The organism is Nocardioides sp. BE266, assembly GCF_031457855.1.
GTDB lineage: Bacteria > Actinomycetota > Actinomycetes > Propionibacteriales > Nocardioidaceae > Nocardioides.
Genome location: NZ_JAURTI010000002.1, coordinates 725,712 through 740,544 on the forward strand (window position 1 = coordinate 725,712; position 14,833 = coordinate 740,544).

Consider the following 14,833-nt stretch of genomic DNA (forward strand, 5'->3'; position numbering starts at 1 on the left):
CACAACCTAGGACCGAAGTCAGGCACCCTCGGCGCGGCGCGCCGGAGGAGCGGTCGGGGGCTGGTCGAGCAGGTCGTCGAACGTGGGCTCGTCACCGAGGGCAGGTACGTCGAGCGCGGCGAGCTCGGGCGCCGCCAGGGTGCGCGGCCGTGACTCGACCTGGCGGGGCTCCTCGAGCGGCTCGGAGGTGACGCCGAGGTCGGCGAAGCGCCGTGCGGAGACCAGCACCCGCCCCTCGAGCGAGCCCATCGCCTGGTTGTAGGCGACGACGCTGGCGTTGAGCGAGCGCCCGACGCGGTCGAGGTGGCCGGCCATCGAGCCGAGGCGGGCGTGCAGCTCCTGGCCGAGCCGCTGCACCTGCTGGGCCTGGGCGTTGAGCACCTCGTGCTGCCAGCCCTGGGCGACCGTGCGCAGCAGCGCGATCAGCGTGGACGGGGTGGCGAGCACGACGTTCTTCGCCGAGGCCTGCTCGACGAGGTCGGGCACGGCCTGGAGCGCGGCCTGGAGGATCGCCTCTCCGGGCAGGAAGAGCACCACGAACTCCGGCGTGCGCGCCTGGGCCTCCCAGTAACGGCGGGAGCCGAGGTCGCCGACGTGCTTGCGCACGTGCTCGCCGAGCCGGGCCAGAGCCCGGTCGTGCTCGTCGGGGTCGTCGCTGCCGGTGAGGTCGAGGAACGCCGCCAGCGGCGCCTTGGCGTCGACCGCGATCGTGCGGCCGCCGGCCAGCGACACCACGAGGTCGGGGCGCAGCCGGCCGTCGTCGTAGGTCACCTGCTCGGCGAAGTCGCAGTGGTCGACCAGGCCCGCCAGCTCGACCGTGCGGCGCAGGTGGAGCTCGCCCCACTGGCCGCGCACCTGCGGCTTGCGCAGCGCCGAGGCGAGCGTGGAGGTCTCGCGGCGCAGGGTGTCGGTGGAGTGGCGCATGTCGGCGACCTGCTGGTTGAGCTGGGCCTGCCAGGCGACCCGGTCGTGGGCGAGGTCGCTCAGCTGGTCCTGGAGGCGGTCGAGGCCGTCCTGCACGACGGCGTGGTCGGCGACGCGCTGCTCGAGGGCGGCCACGGCAGCGTCGTCAGCCGGGCGGCTGCGCGACCACAGCACGCCGATGACCGCGCCGAGCGCGAGGCCGACGGCGAGGACCAGCGCCAGGGCGAGGAGCAGGGGGAAGGTGTCCATGGATCCAGCATGGGGGTCACCACCGACATCACCGCGATATCTGAGGACGTGGTGGACGGAAAGTCACCGAGGATTCGTTCACCACGTCCTCAGATATCTGATGGCGCCCCGCGGAACGTACGACGATAGGCCGAGGGCGAGACGCCGACGCTCGCCCGCAGGTGCTGGCGCAGCGAGGCGGCGGTTCCCATCCCGGCCCGCGTCGCGACCTGGTCGACGGGCAGGTCGGTGGCCTCGAGGAGGTGCTGGGCGTGCCTGATCCGCTGCTGGGTCACCCACGCACCAGGGGACTGCCCGGTCTCCTCGCGGAAGCGCCGGGTGAAGGTGCGCACGCTCATCGACGCCTGGCGCGCGAGGGTCGCGACGTCGAGCTGGTGGTGCAGGTGCGCCTGCGCCCACTGGCGTACGTCTCCGGTGGTCTCGTCGGCCCGGCGCGGGACGTGGTGCTCGATGAACTGCGCCTGGCCGCCGTCGCGCCACGGCGGCACCACCATGTGGCGGGCGACCGCGTTGGCGACCGCCGTGCCGTGGTCGGAGCGCACGAGGTGGAGGCAGAGGTCGGTGCCGGCGCTCAGCCCGGCCGAGGTCAGCACCCGGCCGTCGTCGGTGAAGAGGACGTCCTCGTCGAGCGCCACGGAGGGGTGGAGCCGGCGGAGGTCGTCGGCGTACTTCCAGTGCGTGGTGGCGCGGTGGCCGTCGAGGATGCCGGCGGCGGCGAGCACGAAGGCACCGGTGCAGATCGAGACCCAGCGGGCGTCGGCGGGCACGGTCGCGAGGGCGGCGCGCAGGTCGTCGGGCAGCGTGCCGTCGCGGCGCGGGCCGGCGACCTGGGTGCCGGGCACGATGACGGTCTGGGCCGTCGCCAGGGCGGTCACGGGGGCCGAGGGTGCGATGGCATAGCCCTTGCTGGCCGCGACCGGCCGGTCGTCCGCCGACACGATCTGGACGTCGTAGAGCGGGTGCCCGTCGGCGTCGAAGGCCTCGCCGAGGACCTGCGGCGGGATGGTGAGGTCGTAGCCGATGACCGGCGGGATCGCGAGCACGACGACGCGGTGCGGGGACGTCATGGCCGGATTCTTTCACATGTTGGCATTCGTGCCACTTCTCGTGCGCGCCCGGACTCGGGGATGCTGGTCCGGTGACGACCACGACGCCTCCCTCAGTGCCCCGGACCGAGCCCGAGACCCGCCTCCACTGGGCGTGGATCGTCGCGGCCGTCACGTTCGTGACCCTGGTCGGCGCGGCCGCGTTCCGGTCGGTGCCGGGCGTCCTGATCGAGCCGCTGCACGACGAGTTCGGCTGGTCGCACGGCCTGATCGGCTCGGCGGTCTCGCTCAACCTGATGCTCTTCGGCCTGATCTCGCCCTTCGCGGCGGCGCTGATGGACCGCTTCGGCGTGCGCCCGGTGGTGACCTTCGCGCTCGTCATGGTCTCCATCGGCAGCGGGCTGACCGTGTTCATGACCCAGGCGTGGCAGCTGGTCCTGTGCTGGGGCCTGCTCGTCGGCATCGGCACCGGCTCGATGTCGATGGCCTTCGTCGCCACGATCACCAGCCGCTGGTTCGTCGCCCGCCGCGGGCTGGTCAGCGGCATTCTCACCGCGGGCAACGCGACCGGCCAGCTGATCTTCCTGCCCGTCGTCGCCTGGTTCGCCACGCACCACGGGTGGCGTACGGCGGCGCTGCTGGCGTCGGTGGCCGCGCTCGCCGTCGTGCCGCTGGTCCTGCTCTTCCTCCGCAACCACCCGGCCGACCTCGGGATCCGCGCCCTCGGCGCGACCGACGCCGACCCCGGGCCGCCGCCGCACCAGCACGTCGGGTCGAGCGCCGGCCGCGCGATCTCGGTGCTCGTCGACGCTGCCCGCAGCCGGACGTTCTGGCTGCTCGCCGGCGGCTTCGCGATCTGCGGGATGACCACCAACGGCCTGATCGCCACTCACTTCGTGCCCGCCGCCCACGACCACCAGATGCCCGCGACGACCGCGGCCTCGCTGCTCGCCGTGGTCGGCATCTTCGACGTCGTCGGCACCATCGCCTCCGGGTGGCTCACCGACCGCTGGGACCCGCGCTACCTGCTCGTCGGCTACTACGCGCTGCGCGGGGTGGGCCTGATGACGCTCCCGGCGCTGCTGTCACCGCACGTCGCGCCGAGCATGTGGGTCTTCATCATCGTCTACGGCCTGGACTGGGTCGCGACCGTTCCGCCCACCGTCGCGCTGTGCCGTGACCGGTTCGGCGCGGCGACCGGCCCGATCGTCTTCGGCTGGGTGTTCGCGAGCCACCAGGTGGGCGCGGCCCTCGCCGCCACCGGCGCCGGCATCGTGCGCGACATGACCGGCGGCTACGACCCCGCCTTCTACGCCGCGGCCGGGCTCTGCGCGCTCGCCGCGCTGATGTCGTACGCCATCCGGGCGACGCACGTGCCCGCACCGGCCGTCACGGTGTGACGTCGGAGGTCACGCCTCAGGGGTGACCCATCCGAACGACACAGGAGGCAGCGATGCCCAGCGCGAACAAGATGACGACCCCGGTGAGCGTGGACCTCCCGGTCCTGCAGGGGCGCTACGCGGAGCTCGACGACTACACCGTCGGCTTCGAGACCTTCCCGGAGGACGTCGACCCGTCGGCGTACTTCCGCGGCCTGCCCGACGACCGGTGCCAGTGCCCGCACTGGGGCGTCGTGCAGTCCGGCCAGATCACCTTCCGGTGGGCCGACCACGAGGAGACCTACGGCGCCGGCGACGTCTACTACGCGCCGCCCGGGCACCTCCCGCTGATCAGCGCCGGCACCGCCGTGGTCGAGTTCAGCCCGAGCGCCGACCTCGGCCGCACCATGGCGGTCGTCGAGGCCAACCTGGCGGGAGCGGCGTCATGACCGCCGTCGTGGAGGCGACGACGGTGGACGCGGCCGTGGCCCGCCTGGTCGCGTGGCTCGAGCGCGGCGAGACCGACGGCCTCTTCGCGCCCGACACCTTCGCCGACCTCACGTTCCCGCACTGGCGGCTCCAGGTGCAGGGCGCCGAGGCGATGGACCGCCTCAAGAACGAGATGCACCCGCCGGCCGGGCAGACCCGGCTCGAGGACGTCCGCCCCACCCGGACGGGGTACGTCGCCCGGCTCGAGGAGCGTTGGGAGAGGGAGGGCCAGCAGTGGTACTGCCGCGAGGCGTTCATCTGCGACCTCGACGACGAAGGACGCATCACCGAGCTGGCCTACTACTGCACCGGTGACTGGGACGAGGCCAAGGTCGCCGAGCACGCGCAGGCGGTGACGCTGATCCGGCCCTGATGCCACCATGACGACATGGGAGACGGCGAGGTAGCGGCGCGCACGCAGGAGGCGCTCGACCTCGCCGCGACCTACGTCTTCGGCACTGAGCCCGGGCGCATCCCCGCGGTTGTCTTCGAGGCCTACGACGCCACCGACGCGCCCCGCGACCGCGCCCTGCTGGCTGCCGCGCTGGCACGCCTGTGGGCGTACGCCGGCCAGCACGGGCGCGCGGTGCCCTTCGCCGTCGCGGCGGTCGGCCACGCCGAGGCGGCCGGCGACCCGGTCGTCCTCGCCGACGCCCTCGACGCAGCGCTCGCGACCCACTGGGGGCCCGACGATCTCGAGGTGCGGGTCGACCTGACCGACCGGCTCGCCGACGTGGCCGCCCACCTCACCGACGTCGACGCCCGCACGCGTGCCCACCTCTGGCTGCTGACCGTGGCCACCGAGACCCTCGACGTGCCGGGGCTGAACCGCGAGATGCGCGCCCTCGAGCGGCTCGGGGAGGAGAGCGGTCGCGCGCTGTTCTTCGCCGCCTCCCGGCGGCTGATGCTCGACCTGATGCGCGGCAACACCGACACCAGGGCACAGCTCGTGGCGCTGGCCGAGGAGACCCAGGACGAGCTGCCCGATGGACCGCTGGTGGTGGGCGCGATGCGCGGCTACGGCGGAGCACAGGCCGGCGACCAGTCGGCGCTGGAGATCGCCGACTGGGCGGCGCAGCTGGCCGTCGACGAGGGCATCCGCGAGCTCGCCGCCGAGATCGCCTGGATCTACTCGGCCCTCGGACACCCCGACCAGGCCCGGCGGCTGGCCGCGGGGTTCGACGCCCGCGTGCTCCAGCACCTGCCCCGCGACCACAACTACCTGCTCGTCCTCCAGCTGCTCCTCGACCTGGCCCTGCGCGACGGTCTCGACCAGCTGGTCGCCGACGTCACGCCGCTCCTCATGCCCTACGCCGGGCGCGCGGTGGTCAACGCCGGCGCCGTGATGTTCCACGGCGTCACCGACGACACCCTGGCCCGGGCCTGCGAGCGGCTCGGCGACCCGGAGCGCGCGGCCGCCCTGCGGGCCAAGGCGCTGGAGACCTACGAGCGGATCGGCGCGCGCTGGTGGTACGACCGGCTGCTCGCCGCCATGCCGGCCGGTCCCGAGCAGCCGGCAGCGACCGCGACGACCTCCACCATGACCCTGCGCCCCGGCCCGCCCGGGGTCTGGTTGGTCGGCCGGGGTGACGCCGAGTCGGCGCTCCCCGCCAGGAGAGGGTTCGAGCACCTCCATGCGCTCCTCTCGCGGCCCGGCGTCGAGGTGCCCGCGCTCGACCTCGCCGGTGGCGCCGGGACGGTGGTTCAAGGCGGTCTGGGTGAGGTCGCCGACGCGCAGGCGCTGGCGTCGTACCGCCGACGCCTCGCGCAGATCGACGTCGAGCTCGATGACGCCGACGCGGTCGGTGACCAGGAGCGCGGGGAGCGGCTCACGGCCGAGCGCACCGCGCTGGTCGCCGAGCTCGGCTCGGTCACCGGCCTGGGCGGACGCGCCCGTACGAGTGGCGGCAGCGACGAGCGGGCGCGGGTCACGGTCCGCAAGGCGGTCGCAGCCGCGCTGGAGGCGATCCACGCCGTCGACCCGGTGGTGGCACGCCACCTGACGGCCCACGTGCACACCGGGCTGTGGTGCCGCTACGACCCCGACCCGGACGCCCCTGTCGAGTGGCGGCTCTGAGCTGAATTGATCTCAATTCAGCTCGGGCGATGGCCGGTCAATCGAGGTCGACGACCACCGGAGCATGGTCGGACGGGGAGCCGGTGCCCTGGGCGGGGTCGCGCTCGTCGCGGTCGATGAAGGCGCCGGTGACACGCTCGGCGAAGGCGGGCGAGCCGAGCACGAAGTCGATCTTGAGGCCGCGGTCGCGCTCGAAGCGCTGGCGGTAGTAGTCCCAGTAGGTGTAGCCCGGCGCGTGGGCGCGGGTCACCTCGGCGTAGCCGTCGTCGAGGAACGCCTGGAAGGCCGCGCGCTCGGGCGGCGTGACGTGGGTCGACTTGGTGAACTGCGCCGGGTCGAAGACGTCGGCGTCGGTGGGGCAGATGTTCCAGTCGCCGACGAGCGCGGTCTGGCCGTCGAGCCAGCCGCTCGCGGTGGCGCGCAGCCGGGCCAGCCAGTCGAGCTTGTAGACGTAGTGGGGGTCGTCGGGCTTGCGGCCGTTGGGGACGTAGAGCGACCAGATCCGCACTCCACCGCAGGTGGCGCCGATGGCGCGCGACTCGGCGGCGGCATGGTCGCCGTAGGGCGGCATGTCGGTGAAGCCGACCTCGACGTCCTCGAGCCCGACCCGGGAGAGCAGGGCGACGCCGTTCCACTGGTTGAGGCCGGCGACGGCGATGTCGTAGCCGAGCGCCTGCAGCCCCATCAGCGGCAGCTGGTCCTCGCGCGCCTTGGTCTCCTGGAGGGCCAGCACGTCGATCTCGTGGCGCTGCACGAAGGCCTCGACGCGGTCGATGCGGGAGCGGAGGGAGTTGACGTTCCAGGTCGCGATGCGCACGTCCCCACCCTAGGAGTGGCCGCCCACAGAGGTGGACCGACCCTTGTCTCCGGCGGTGCGTGGGGGCATGGTGTCACCACGCCTTTCGGCGCGAACGCCCCTTCTGTCCCGAGCGGAAGGGGCGTTCTGCCGTGTCCGGGTAGCGTCGGCGCGTGCCCACCCCCGCCCAGCTGTCCACGATCCTCTCCGCGCGCGACCTCCAGTTCATGCTCTTCGAGTGGCTCGACGTGGAGCGGCTCAGCGAGCGACCGCGCTTCGCCGACCACGACCGCGACACCTACGACGCGCTGCTGGCGCTGTGCGAGGAGCTCGCCACCGACCGGTTCGCGCCGCACTACCGCCGCAGCGACACCGAGGAGCCGGCCTTCGACGGCGAGAGGGTGCACCTCATCCCGGAGATCCCGGCGGCGCTCGAGGCGTTCGCGAAGGCCGACCTCCTCACGCTCACCCTCGATGCGGAGATGGGCGGCCACCAGGTCCCGCGCGTCGTCGCCGCGGCCTGCATGGCGTGGTTCACCGCCGCCAACATCGGCACGGCGGCGTACTCCTTCCTCACCATGGCCAACGCGGCGCTGCTGCTCGCGCACGGCACGCCCGAGCAGGTCGACCGCTTCGCGAGGCCGATGCTGGAGGGCCGCTTCTTCGGCACGATGACGCTCTCCGAGCCACACGCCGGCTCGAGCCTGGGCGACGTCGTGACGCGCGCGGTGCCGGCCGACGACGGCACCTACCGGATCTTCGGCAACAAGATGTGGATCTCCGGCGGCGACCACGAGATGGGCGACACCATCGTCCACCTGGTGCTGGCCAAGCTGCCGGACGCGCCCGACGGCACCCGCGGCATCTCGCTCTTCATCGTCCCCAAGCACCTCGTCGGCGAGGACGGCTCGGTCGGCGAGCGCAACGACGTCGCACTGGCGGGGATCAACCACAAGCTCGGCAACCGCGGCACGGTCAACACGGCGCCGGTCTTCGGTGGCGGCGCGTTCACCCCGGGCGGCGAACCGGGAGCCGTCGGCTACCTGGTGGGGGAGCCGCACCGGGGCCTGTCCTACATGTTCCACATGATGAATGCCGCCCGGCTCGGGGTCGGCATGTCGGCCACCACGACGGCCTACACCGCCTACCTCAAGTCGCTGGCGTACGCCAAGGAGCGCCCGCAGGGCCGCCGGCTCGCCGGAGCCGACCCCACGTCCCCGCAGGTCCCGATCATCGAGCACGCCGACGTGCGGCGGATGCTGCTGGCGCAGAAGTCGTACGTCGAGGGCGCGCTGGCGCTGAACCTCTACTGCTCGCGCCTGCTCGACCTGCAGGCCACCGCTCAGGACGACGACGAGCGCACCGAGACCGGCCGGCTGCTCGACCTGCTCACTCCGATCGCCAAGTCCTGGCCGTCGCAGTGGGGCCAGGAGAGCAACAGCCTGGCGATCCAGGTGCTCGGTGGGTCGGGCTACACCCGCGACTACGACGTCGAGGCGCACTGGCGCGACCAGCGGCTCAACCCGATCCACGAGGGCACCCACGGCATCCAGGCGCTCGACCTGCTCGGACGCAAGGTGCTGGGCAGCGGCGGCGCCTCGCTGCTCGCCCTGGCCGGGCGGATCGAGCGCACCGTCGCGCGGGCGACCGCGCTGGGCGGCGAGCCGGCCGAGCACGGCGTCGCGCTGAAGGCGATGGTCGACCGGCTCGGCGAGGTCACCATGGCGCTCGCCGGTCTGGGCGATCCCGAGCGGACGATGGCCAACGCGACGGTCTACCTCGAGGCGGCCGGGCACGTCGTCGTCGCGTGGATGTGGCTCGAGCAGCTCGTCGCGGTGGGGGAGCAGGACGGCGACTTCTACGATGGCAAGCGCGCGGCCGCCCGCTACTTCTTCCGCTGGGAGCTGCCCAAGGTGGGGCCGATGCTCGACCTGCTCGCCTCCGGCGACACCACCACCCTCGACATGCACGCGGGCTGGTTCTAGGCAGGCTCGACGAAGGGAGTCAACAGGCCGGGCGTCGCCCGGTCGGCCAGCGCCACGGCGACGTCGAGGCGCACGTCCTTGACGAGCACGTGCTCGTGGCCCGCGGCCGTCGTCGCGGTCAGGTCGGAGAGCCCGATCCGCCGCTGCCACCACGACTGGGCGAAGACCCAGCCGATGATGCCCTCGGTCTCCAGGACCGTCCGGATCCGCGCGAGGTCGCCGCTGCCCGCGACCAGGTGGCGGTCGCCGAGCGCGTGCCCCAGGTGGCGGTACGACGCCTCGCCCACGAGGGAGGCACCCACGAGCGCCGCGACGGCGAAGGCCGTGACCCACGCCCACGACACGTCGAACCACCACGCCGCGACCCCGGCGACGGCGACCACGACGAGGGCGGCGCGCAGCTGGCGGAACCACGCCCGGCGCCGGGCCCTCGGGCCGTGCTCGACCAGCGGGCGGGTGAGCGGGTCGGGGCTCTCCAGCACGGCCTGGCCGACGCCGACGGCCACGTCGCGCGGGCACGGCGGGAGCACCTGGGTGACACCGTCCTCGACGCCGGTGGCCAGGGTGGCCAGCTCGGCGCCGCCGACGACGCGCAGCAGCGCGGGCTCGCGCAGCTCCACGCCGCGCACCTTGGCCTCCTCGACGGTGATCGAGCGGGTCGTGAACAGGCCGTGGGTCAGGTGCAGCGACCCGTGCTCGCGCACGAGCAGGAAGTTCCACCACTGCACGACGTAGCCCCCGACCGCGACCACGACCCAGCCCGCCAGGCTGCCGAAGAAGAGCACCAGCACGACCGCGACCAGGGCGAACTGGGTGATCCAGTGCCACGCCGAGGTCGCGGTCTCCTCGTTCCAGATGGGCAGCTCGTCGGCGAACTGCGAGAAGACACCGAGGGCGCCGGCGAGGATCACCAGCCGCGCCAGGCTGAAGGGGGCGAAGCGCAGCCAGGACCAGTCGATCCGGGCGAGCAGGGTGGGCGCCGGCCGGGTGACTGGAAGCAGCGCCTGGTCGGCCTCGGCCGCGTCGGTCTCGGGTGCCGGGCCGCCGGACGGAGTGGCCTCACGGCGCCGCAGGAGCGTCGTACGGAGGGCGTGCGCGTCGGCGGCAGCCAGGGCGTCGAGCGTGATGCGGTCGTCGTCGACGCCGGTTCCGACCTGGACCTTCTGCAGGCCGAGGATCCGGTGGAGCAGGGAGGCCTCGAGGTCGACGCTGCGCACCCGCTCGAGCGGCGCGGTGGAGGTCTTCTTGTTGAGCAGCCCGCTGCGGACCTGGATCTGCGCGTCGGTGAGGCGGTAGTGCGTGGTGAGCCACGGGATCGCGCCGAGCGCCAGCGGTGCGAGGATCGCCAGCGGCAGGAAGAAGGGCCACCAGCGCATGTCGCTCTGGCTGACGCCGACCAGCGCCACCACGACGGGTACGACGGCCTGCCCGACCGCCTTGACCGGGTCGAGCAGCAGCTTGCGCGGGCTCAGCCGCACCCAGCCGTCGCCGGGGGAGGGGATCACGTCGCGTCGCCCACAGTGGCGGCTGTGATCGCGGTCAGCTGCGCGACGACCTGGCGGGCGACGTCGTCGTCGAGGCAGTCGATGGTGATCGGCCCGGCGGCCGAGGCGGTCGTGACCGTGATCGAGGCCAGGCCGAAGAGCCGCATCAGCGCGCCTTGGCGCGAGTCGACCGTCTGCACGCGGCTGATCGGGGCGATCCGGCTCTGCCGTCCGATCCAGCCAGCGCGCGTGTGGACCGCGGTGTCGGAGACCTCCCAGCGATGCACCCGGAAGCGAATGCGGGGCATCGCCACGACGTGGACGACGGCGAGGATCGCGAGCAGCACGACGAGAAGCCAGGCCCAGCTCGGCACGTCGGGGACGAACAGGGCCACGGCCGCCGCCGCGATGACCAGGACCGCGTCTCCGACGAGGGCCGAGACCCTCCAGTACGGGATCGCCCGCGGCGAGACCTGGTGGGCCGGCGCGCGCAGCACCGGCGTACCCCCGCTGTCACTCATGGGGCGAGTCTTGCAGGCTGCGACCAGCGGCTCGGGGAGGGCCCCGGAACCCCACTCGGCAAAGTTGTGCAATTCGTGAATTGCTCCGCTGAGCGTGAGAACTTCTGCAACTTCATGCAATGCACTTTCCTGACCGAGCGTTCACCTTTCGCCACTGGTCTGGACCGGGTTTGTTGGAAGGGCCAACCGAATCCAACCGGAAGAAGTGAAGCAATGTTGAAGAGCTCGTTCAGTCGGATCGCGACCGCCACGCTCGGGGCCACCGCCCTGGCGTTCACGGTGGCGCCGGGCGCACACGCAGCCCGTGCGCAGGAGGACGTCCCGACCTTCCAGGAGTTCAAGGCGGCGACGTTCCAGGACGTCGGGGGTCAGTACGTCGTGAATGGCGACGAAACCATCGCCACCTCCAACCAGCTGCGTGCCTACTACGAGAAGATGGTCAACTCGCGTGACACCGACTCGCAGTCGCTCGTGGTCAACACCGTCGGCGGGTCCGACGACGTGTGGTCCGCCAGCCAGGCCCAGAACCTCACCTACTGCGTGAGCGACGACTTCGGCGCCGACAAGGCGGCCATGGTGTCGGCCATGCAGTCCGGCGCCGGTCAGTGGGAGGCGGCGTCGAGCGGCGTCGACTTCGTCTACGTCCCGTCCGCGGACGCCAACTGCACCGTGTCCAACAGCGCCGTGTTGTTCTCGGTCGAGCCGATCGAGACCTCGGAGTACATCGCGCGTGCGTTCTTCCCGAGCAGCCCGGCGTCGCAGCAGAACGTGCTGGTGGACGACTCGATCTGGAGCTCCGGCTCGTGGACGCCGTCGAACATCCTTGCACACGAGCTCGGCCACACGCTGGGCTTCCGCCACGAGCACACCCGGCCCGAGGCCGGCACCTGCTTCGAGGACAACAACTGGCGCCCGCTGACGCCGTACGACAGCGCGTCGATCATGCACTACCCGCAGTGCAACGGCTCGTCGAGCGACCTGTCGATGACCAACACCGACCGCCAGGGCGTGGCCTCCGTCTACGGCTCGTGACGTAGCCGCCACCATCGGGGGGAGGGCCCGGCCCGTCTGGGCCGGGCCCTGTCTCGTTTCGCCGGGCGGTCAACGCCCGCCGTAGACTCCCCGCCCGTGGCTCTCACCATCGGCATCGTCGGACTCCCCAACGCGGGCAAGTCGACGCTCTTCAACGCACTGACCAAGAACGACGTCCTCGCGGCGAACTACCCGTTCGCGACGATCGAGCCCAACGTGGGTGTGGTGGGCGTCCCCGACGAGCGCCTCCCGCAGCTCGCGGAGCTCTTCGGCTCGGCGAAGGTGCTGCCGGCCACGGTCGAGTTCGTCGACATCGCGGGCATCGTCGCCGGTGCCTCGCAGGGCGAGGGCCTGGGCAACAAGTTCCTCTCCCACATCCGCGAGTCGGCCGCGATCTGCCAGGTCACGCGCGTCTTCCGCGACGAGGACGTCACCCACGTCGACGGCAAGGTCGACCCCGCCTCCGACATCTCCACGATCTCGACCGAGCTGATCCTCGCCGACATCCAGACCGTCGAGAAGGCCATCCCGCGGCTGGAGAAGGAGGCGCGCGGCGACAAGTCGCTGGCCGCCACCGTCGACGCCGCCAAGGAGGCGCTGTCGGTCCTCGAGTCCGGCACCCGCGTCATCGACTCCAAGGTCGACGTCGACCTGCTGCGCGAGCTGTCGCTGCTGACCGCCAAGCCCTTCATCTTCGTCTTCAACTGCGACGCCGACGAGCTCGCCGACGAAGACCTCAAGGCGAAGATGCGCGAGATCGTCGCGCCCGCCGAGGCGATCTTCCTCGACGCCAAGTTCGAGGCCGAGCTGGCCGAGATGGACGACGACGAGATGGCCCACGAGATGCTCGGCGAGATGGGCATCACCGAGTCCGGCCTCGACCAGCTCGCCCGCGTCGGCTTCGACACCCTCGGCCTGCAGACCTACCTCACCGCCGGCCCCAAGGAGACGCGGGCCTGGACGATCCGCAAGGGCGCGACCGCCCCCGAGGCCGCCGGTGTCATCCACACCGACTTCCAGAAGGGCTTCATCAAGGCCGAGATCGTCTCCTTCGACGACCTCCTCGCCGCCGGCTCCCTGCTCAAGGCCCGCGAGGTCGGCAAGGTGCGCATGGAGGGCAAGGACTACGTCATGGTCGACGGCGACGTGGTGGAGTTCCGCTTCAACGTCTGACGACCCGACGTCGTCGCAGCTCAGGAGCTCATGCTGCCGACGTGGTGCTGGTTGCGCCCACCGCGCTTGGCGACGTACATCGCCTCGTCGGCGCAGACGACGACCGCGTGGATGCTGCGTGCGGGACCGGCCGCTCCGCCGATGCTGACGGTCGGAAGCTGTTGCGGGGCGTCGCGCACCGCGGCAAGGATCCGTCCCGCGGCCAGGTCGGTGTCCTCGGTCCCGGCGCCGGGCAGCAGCACCGCGAACTCGTCACCGCCGATGCGGGCGACGAGGTCGTCCTCGCGCGAGTTCGCATCGATCGCCTGGGCCACCCCCTGCAGCATGGCGTCCCCCGCGGCGTGGCCTTGGGTGTCGTTGACACCCTTGAACTCGTCGAGGTCGATGAAGAGCACCCCGACCGGCCGGTCCTCCTCGGTGTGCGCGAGGGCGTGGAGGTGCCGGTCGAAGGCGCGCCGGTTGGCGACGCCGGTGAGGGCGTCTGTGTCCGCGTCGCGGGTCACCTGCTCGTGCTCGGCCCGCAGCTGCGCGAAGGCGCGCATCGTCTGTGCCGCGGCCAGGGTGCGCTGACGCTGGCGCCACGAGTCGGCGGCCAGCGAGTTGCCGTACTCCAGTGCAGCCTCCGCCGACTTCGACCTGCGCGCGAGGAGCATGCTGTAGGTGTGGGCGAGCGACAGGTAGGTCGGTGACCCGCGCTCCGCGGCCGGCGCCAGCAACAGGGCCTGCTCGATGACGCTCAGGGACTCCTTGTGCCTCCCCTCACGCATCAGGGCGACTGCGAGGAACGGGACGGCCAGCACGTGGTCGTGCGCGTTGCCGAGCTCGCGCACCGCCGGGAGCAGCCGCTGGATGTCCTCGACCGCGCCTCTGGGATCGGGGCCGTCGGAGCGCGCCACGGCCTCGATGAGCAGGCAAGGCTCCCGCCAGGGTGTGACCTCCGGGAGCAGGGCCGCCCCGGCGAGCCTCTCTGCGGCGGCCGCGGCATGCGTGTGAGCGCGTGAGCTGTGCTCTTCCGCCTCTGCCCGGAGACCGACGCGGTAGAGCTCGAGGCACCACCGCAGGTGGAGGTTGGCCAGGTTGATCAACCACATGCTCGGAGCAGCGTCCTCCGGGCTGGAGTGCTCCAGGCTGATCTCGTACGCCGCCTCCTGGTGCGGCAACGCGAGCTCGTAGAGCCGCAGGGGCATGTAGCTGTTGGCGATCGCCACGTGGGCGGTGCTGGCGACGTAGCCGACGGCTCCGCTGAGCTCGAGGGCGGCCTCGGCTGCCGCCAGGTCGACGAGCACAGCATCAGCGTCATACCGGGCGGGGTCCACGTCACCGAGCAGCAACTTGGCCTCGGCTCGCAGCGCCAGGGCGCACGCACGCCACCCCTGCTCGTCGTCCCGCTCCGCCGCGGCCAGCATGTCCTCGGTCGCGGTCAGCCCCGCGGCGGCGTCGTCGTCGATCAGTGCCACCACGCGCGGGAAGTGCATCGCCGCGGGGCCGCCCTCGATCGTCCCGTCACCCAGCTCTCTCAACCGCGTCCCCGCAGTGCTCAAGACCTCGGACGCGTGCCCCACCTGGGCGCGCTGAACGAGGTGCTTGACCTCTTGCAGGAGCGGGCAGTCGTCGGCGACCATGGCTGATTCTCACTCGCACCGCGAGCTGACCGGACGACTTTCGAGTAGTCCTTTGG

13 protein-coding genes are annotated in these 14,833 nt (G+C 72.1%); 7 read left to right on the plus strand and 6 right to left on the minus strand.

The window, feature by feature from the left end:
* Positions 1-18: 18 nt before the first annotated feature.
* A complete protein-coding gene (locus J2X46_RS07850; RefSeq protein ID WP_310248899.1) occupies positions 19-1,173 on the minus strand; it encodes a DNA recombination protein RmuC in 1,155 nt (384 codons plus the stop codon).
* A gap of 89 nt (positions 1,174-1,262) precedes the next feature.
* Entirely contained in the window at positions 1,263-2,240 is a 978-nt protein-coding gene (locus J2X46_RS07855) for a helix-turn-helix domain-containing protein (RefSeq protein ID WP_310248900.1), read from the minus strand.
* A 71-nt stretch (positions 2,241-2,311) separates the two neighbouring features.
* Between J2X46_RS07855 and J2X46_RS07860 the strand changes: the two genes are divergently transcribed.
* Genes J2X46_RS07860 through J2X46_RS07875 form a run of 4 tightly spaced genes read left to right on the plus strand, consistent with a single transcriptional unit; the run spans position 2,312 to position 6,164 of the window.
* On the plus strand, positions 2,312-3,619 hold the full coding sequence (locus J2X46_RS07860; protein WP_310248902.1) for an MFS transporter: 1,308 nt from the start codon (positions 2,312-2,314) through the stop codon (positions 3,617-3,619).
* A 53-nt stretch (positions 3,620-3,672) separates the two neighbouring features.
* Positions 3,673-4,047: a cupin domain-containing protein gene (locus J2X46_RS07865; protein WP_310248904.1), complete on the plus strand. Its 375-nt coding sequence runs from the start codon at positions 3,673-3,675 to the stop codon at positions 4,045-4,047.
* The gene (locus J2X46_RS07870) at positions 4,044-4,460 is read left to right on the plus strand and encodes a hypothetical protein (RefSeq protein WP_310248906.1); all 417 of its coding nucleotides are present in this window, start codon (positions 4,044-4,046) and stop codon (positions 4,458-4,460) included. Before J2X46_RS07865 ends, J2X46_RS07870 begins: the two co-directional genes overlap by 4 nt.
* Before the next feature lie 15 nt (positions 4,461-4,475).
* Positions 4,476-6,164 carry a hypothetical protein gene (locus J2X46_RS07875; RefSeq protein WP_310248908.1) on the plus strand — a complete coding sequence of 563 codons (1,689 nt, stop codon included), beginning with the start codon at positions 4,476-4,478 and terminating at the stop codon, positions 6,162-6,164.
* Positions 6,165-6,201: 37 nt separating this feature from the next.
* Here the strand turns inward: J2X46_RS07875 and J2X46_RS07880 are convergent, their stop codons facing one another.
* Positions 6,202-6,981, minus strand: a complete 780-nt coding sequence (locus J2X46_RS07880; RefSeq protein ID WP_310248910.1) for an exodeoxyribonuclease III — start codon at positions 6,979-6,981, stop codon at positions 6,202-6,204.
* A gap of 152 nt (positions 6,982-7,133) precedes the next feature.
* Here J2X46_RS07880 and J2X46_RS07885 point away from each other — a divergent pair, with 152 nt between their 5' ends.
* Positions 7,134-8,945, plus strand: coding sequence for an acyl-CoA dehydrogenase (locus J2X46_RS07885; protein WP_310248911.1), 1,812 nt, complete (start codon positions 7,134-7,136; stop codon positions 8,943-8,945).
* Here J2X46_RS07885 and J2X46_RS07890 read toward each other — a convergent pair.
* Positions 8,942-10,450, minus strand: a complete 1,509-nt coding sequence (locus J2X46_RS07890; RefSeq protein WP_310248912.1) for a PH domain-containing protein — start codon at positions 10,448-10,450, stop codon at positions 8,942-8,944. The two genes, J2X46_RS07885 and J2X46_RS07890, sit on opposite strands and share 4 nt — an antisense overlap.
* The gene (locus J2X46_RS07895) at positions 10,447-10,950 is read right to left on the minus strand and encodes a PH domain-containing protein (RefSeq protein WP_310248913.1); all 504 of its coding nucleotides are present in this window, start codon (positions 10,948-10,950) and stop codon (positions 10,447-10,449) included. Before J2X46_RS07895 ends, J2X46_RS07890 begins: the two co-directional genes overlap by 4 nt.
* 213 nt (positions 10,951-11,163) lie before the next feature.
* Between J2X46_RS07895 and J2X46_RS07900 the strand changes: the two genes are divergently transcribed.
* Positions 11,164-11,982 carry a M57 family metalloprotease gene (locus J2X46_RS07900; RefSeq protein ID WP_310248916.1) on the plus strand — a complete coding sequence of 273 codons (819 nt, stop codon included), beginning with the start codon at positions 11,164-11,166 and terminating at the stop codon, positions 11,980-11,982.
* 96 nt (positions 11,983-12,078) lie between these two features.
* Entirely contained in the window at positions 12,079-13,155 is a 1,077-nt protein-coding gene (ychF, locus tag J2X46_RS07905) for a redox-regulated ATPase YchF (RefSeq protein WP_310248918.1), read from the plus strand.
* A 20-nt stretch (positions 13,156-13,175) separates the two neighbouring features.
* Here the strand turns inward: ychF and J2X46_RS07910 are convergent, their stop codons facing one another.
* The gene (locus J2X46_RS07910) at positions 13,176-14,777 is read right to left on the minus strand and encodes a GGDEF domain-containing protein (RefSeq protein WP_310248920.1); all 1,602 of its coding nucleotides are present in this window, start codon (positions 14,775-14,777) and stop codon (positions 13,176-13,178) included.
* Positions 14,778-14,833 lie beyond the last annotated feature (56 nt).

Excerpts from the sequence above, each read along its gene's own strand:
- J2X46_RS07850 (WP_310248899.1), bottom strand. The coding sequence starts at position 1,173 with ATGGACACCTTCCCCCTGCTCCTCGCCCTGGCGCTGGTCCTCGCCGTC.
- J2X46_RS07855 (WP_310248900.1), bottom strand. The coding sequence starts at position 2,240 with ATGACGTCCCCGCACCGCGTCGTCGTGCTCGCGATCCCGCCGGTCATC.
- J2X46_RS07865 (WP_310248904.1), top strand. The coding sequence starts at position 3,673 with ATGCCCAGCGCGAACAAGATGACGACCCCGGTGAGCGTGGACCTCCCG.
- J2X46_RS07870 (WP_310248906.1), top strand. The coding sequence starts at position 4,044 with ATGACCGCCGTCGTGGAGGCGACGACGGTGGACGCGGCCGTGGCCCGC.
- J2X46_RS07875 (WP_310248908.1), top strand. The coding sequence starts at position 4,476 with ATGGGAGACGGCGAGGTAGCGGCGCGCACGCAGGAGGCGCTCGACCTC.
- J2X46_RS07895 (WP_310248913.1), bottom strand. The coding sequence starts at position 10,950 with ATGAGTGACAGCGGGGGTACGCCGGTGCTGCGCGCGCCGGCCCACCAG.
- J2X46_RS07900 (WP_310248916.1), top strand. The coding sequence starts at position 11,164 with ATGTTGAAGAGCTCGTTCAGTCGGATCGCGACCGCCACGCTCGGGGCC.
- J2X46_RS07910 (WP_310248920.1), bottom strand. The coding sequence starts at position 14,777 with ATGGTCGCCGACGACTGCCCGCTCCTGCAAGAGGTCAAGCACCTCGTT.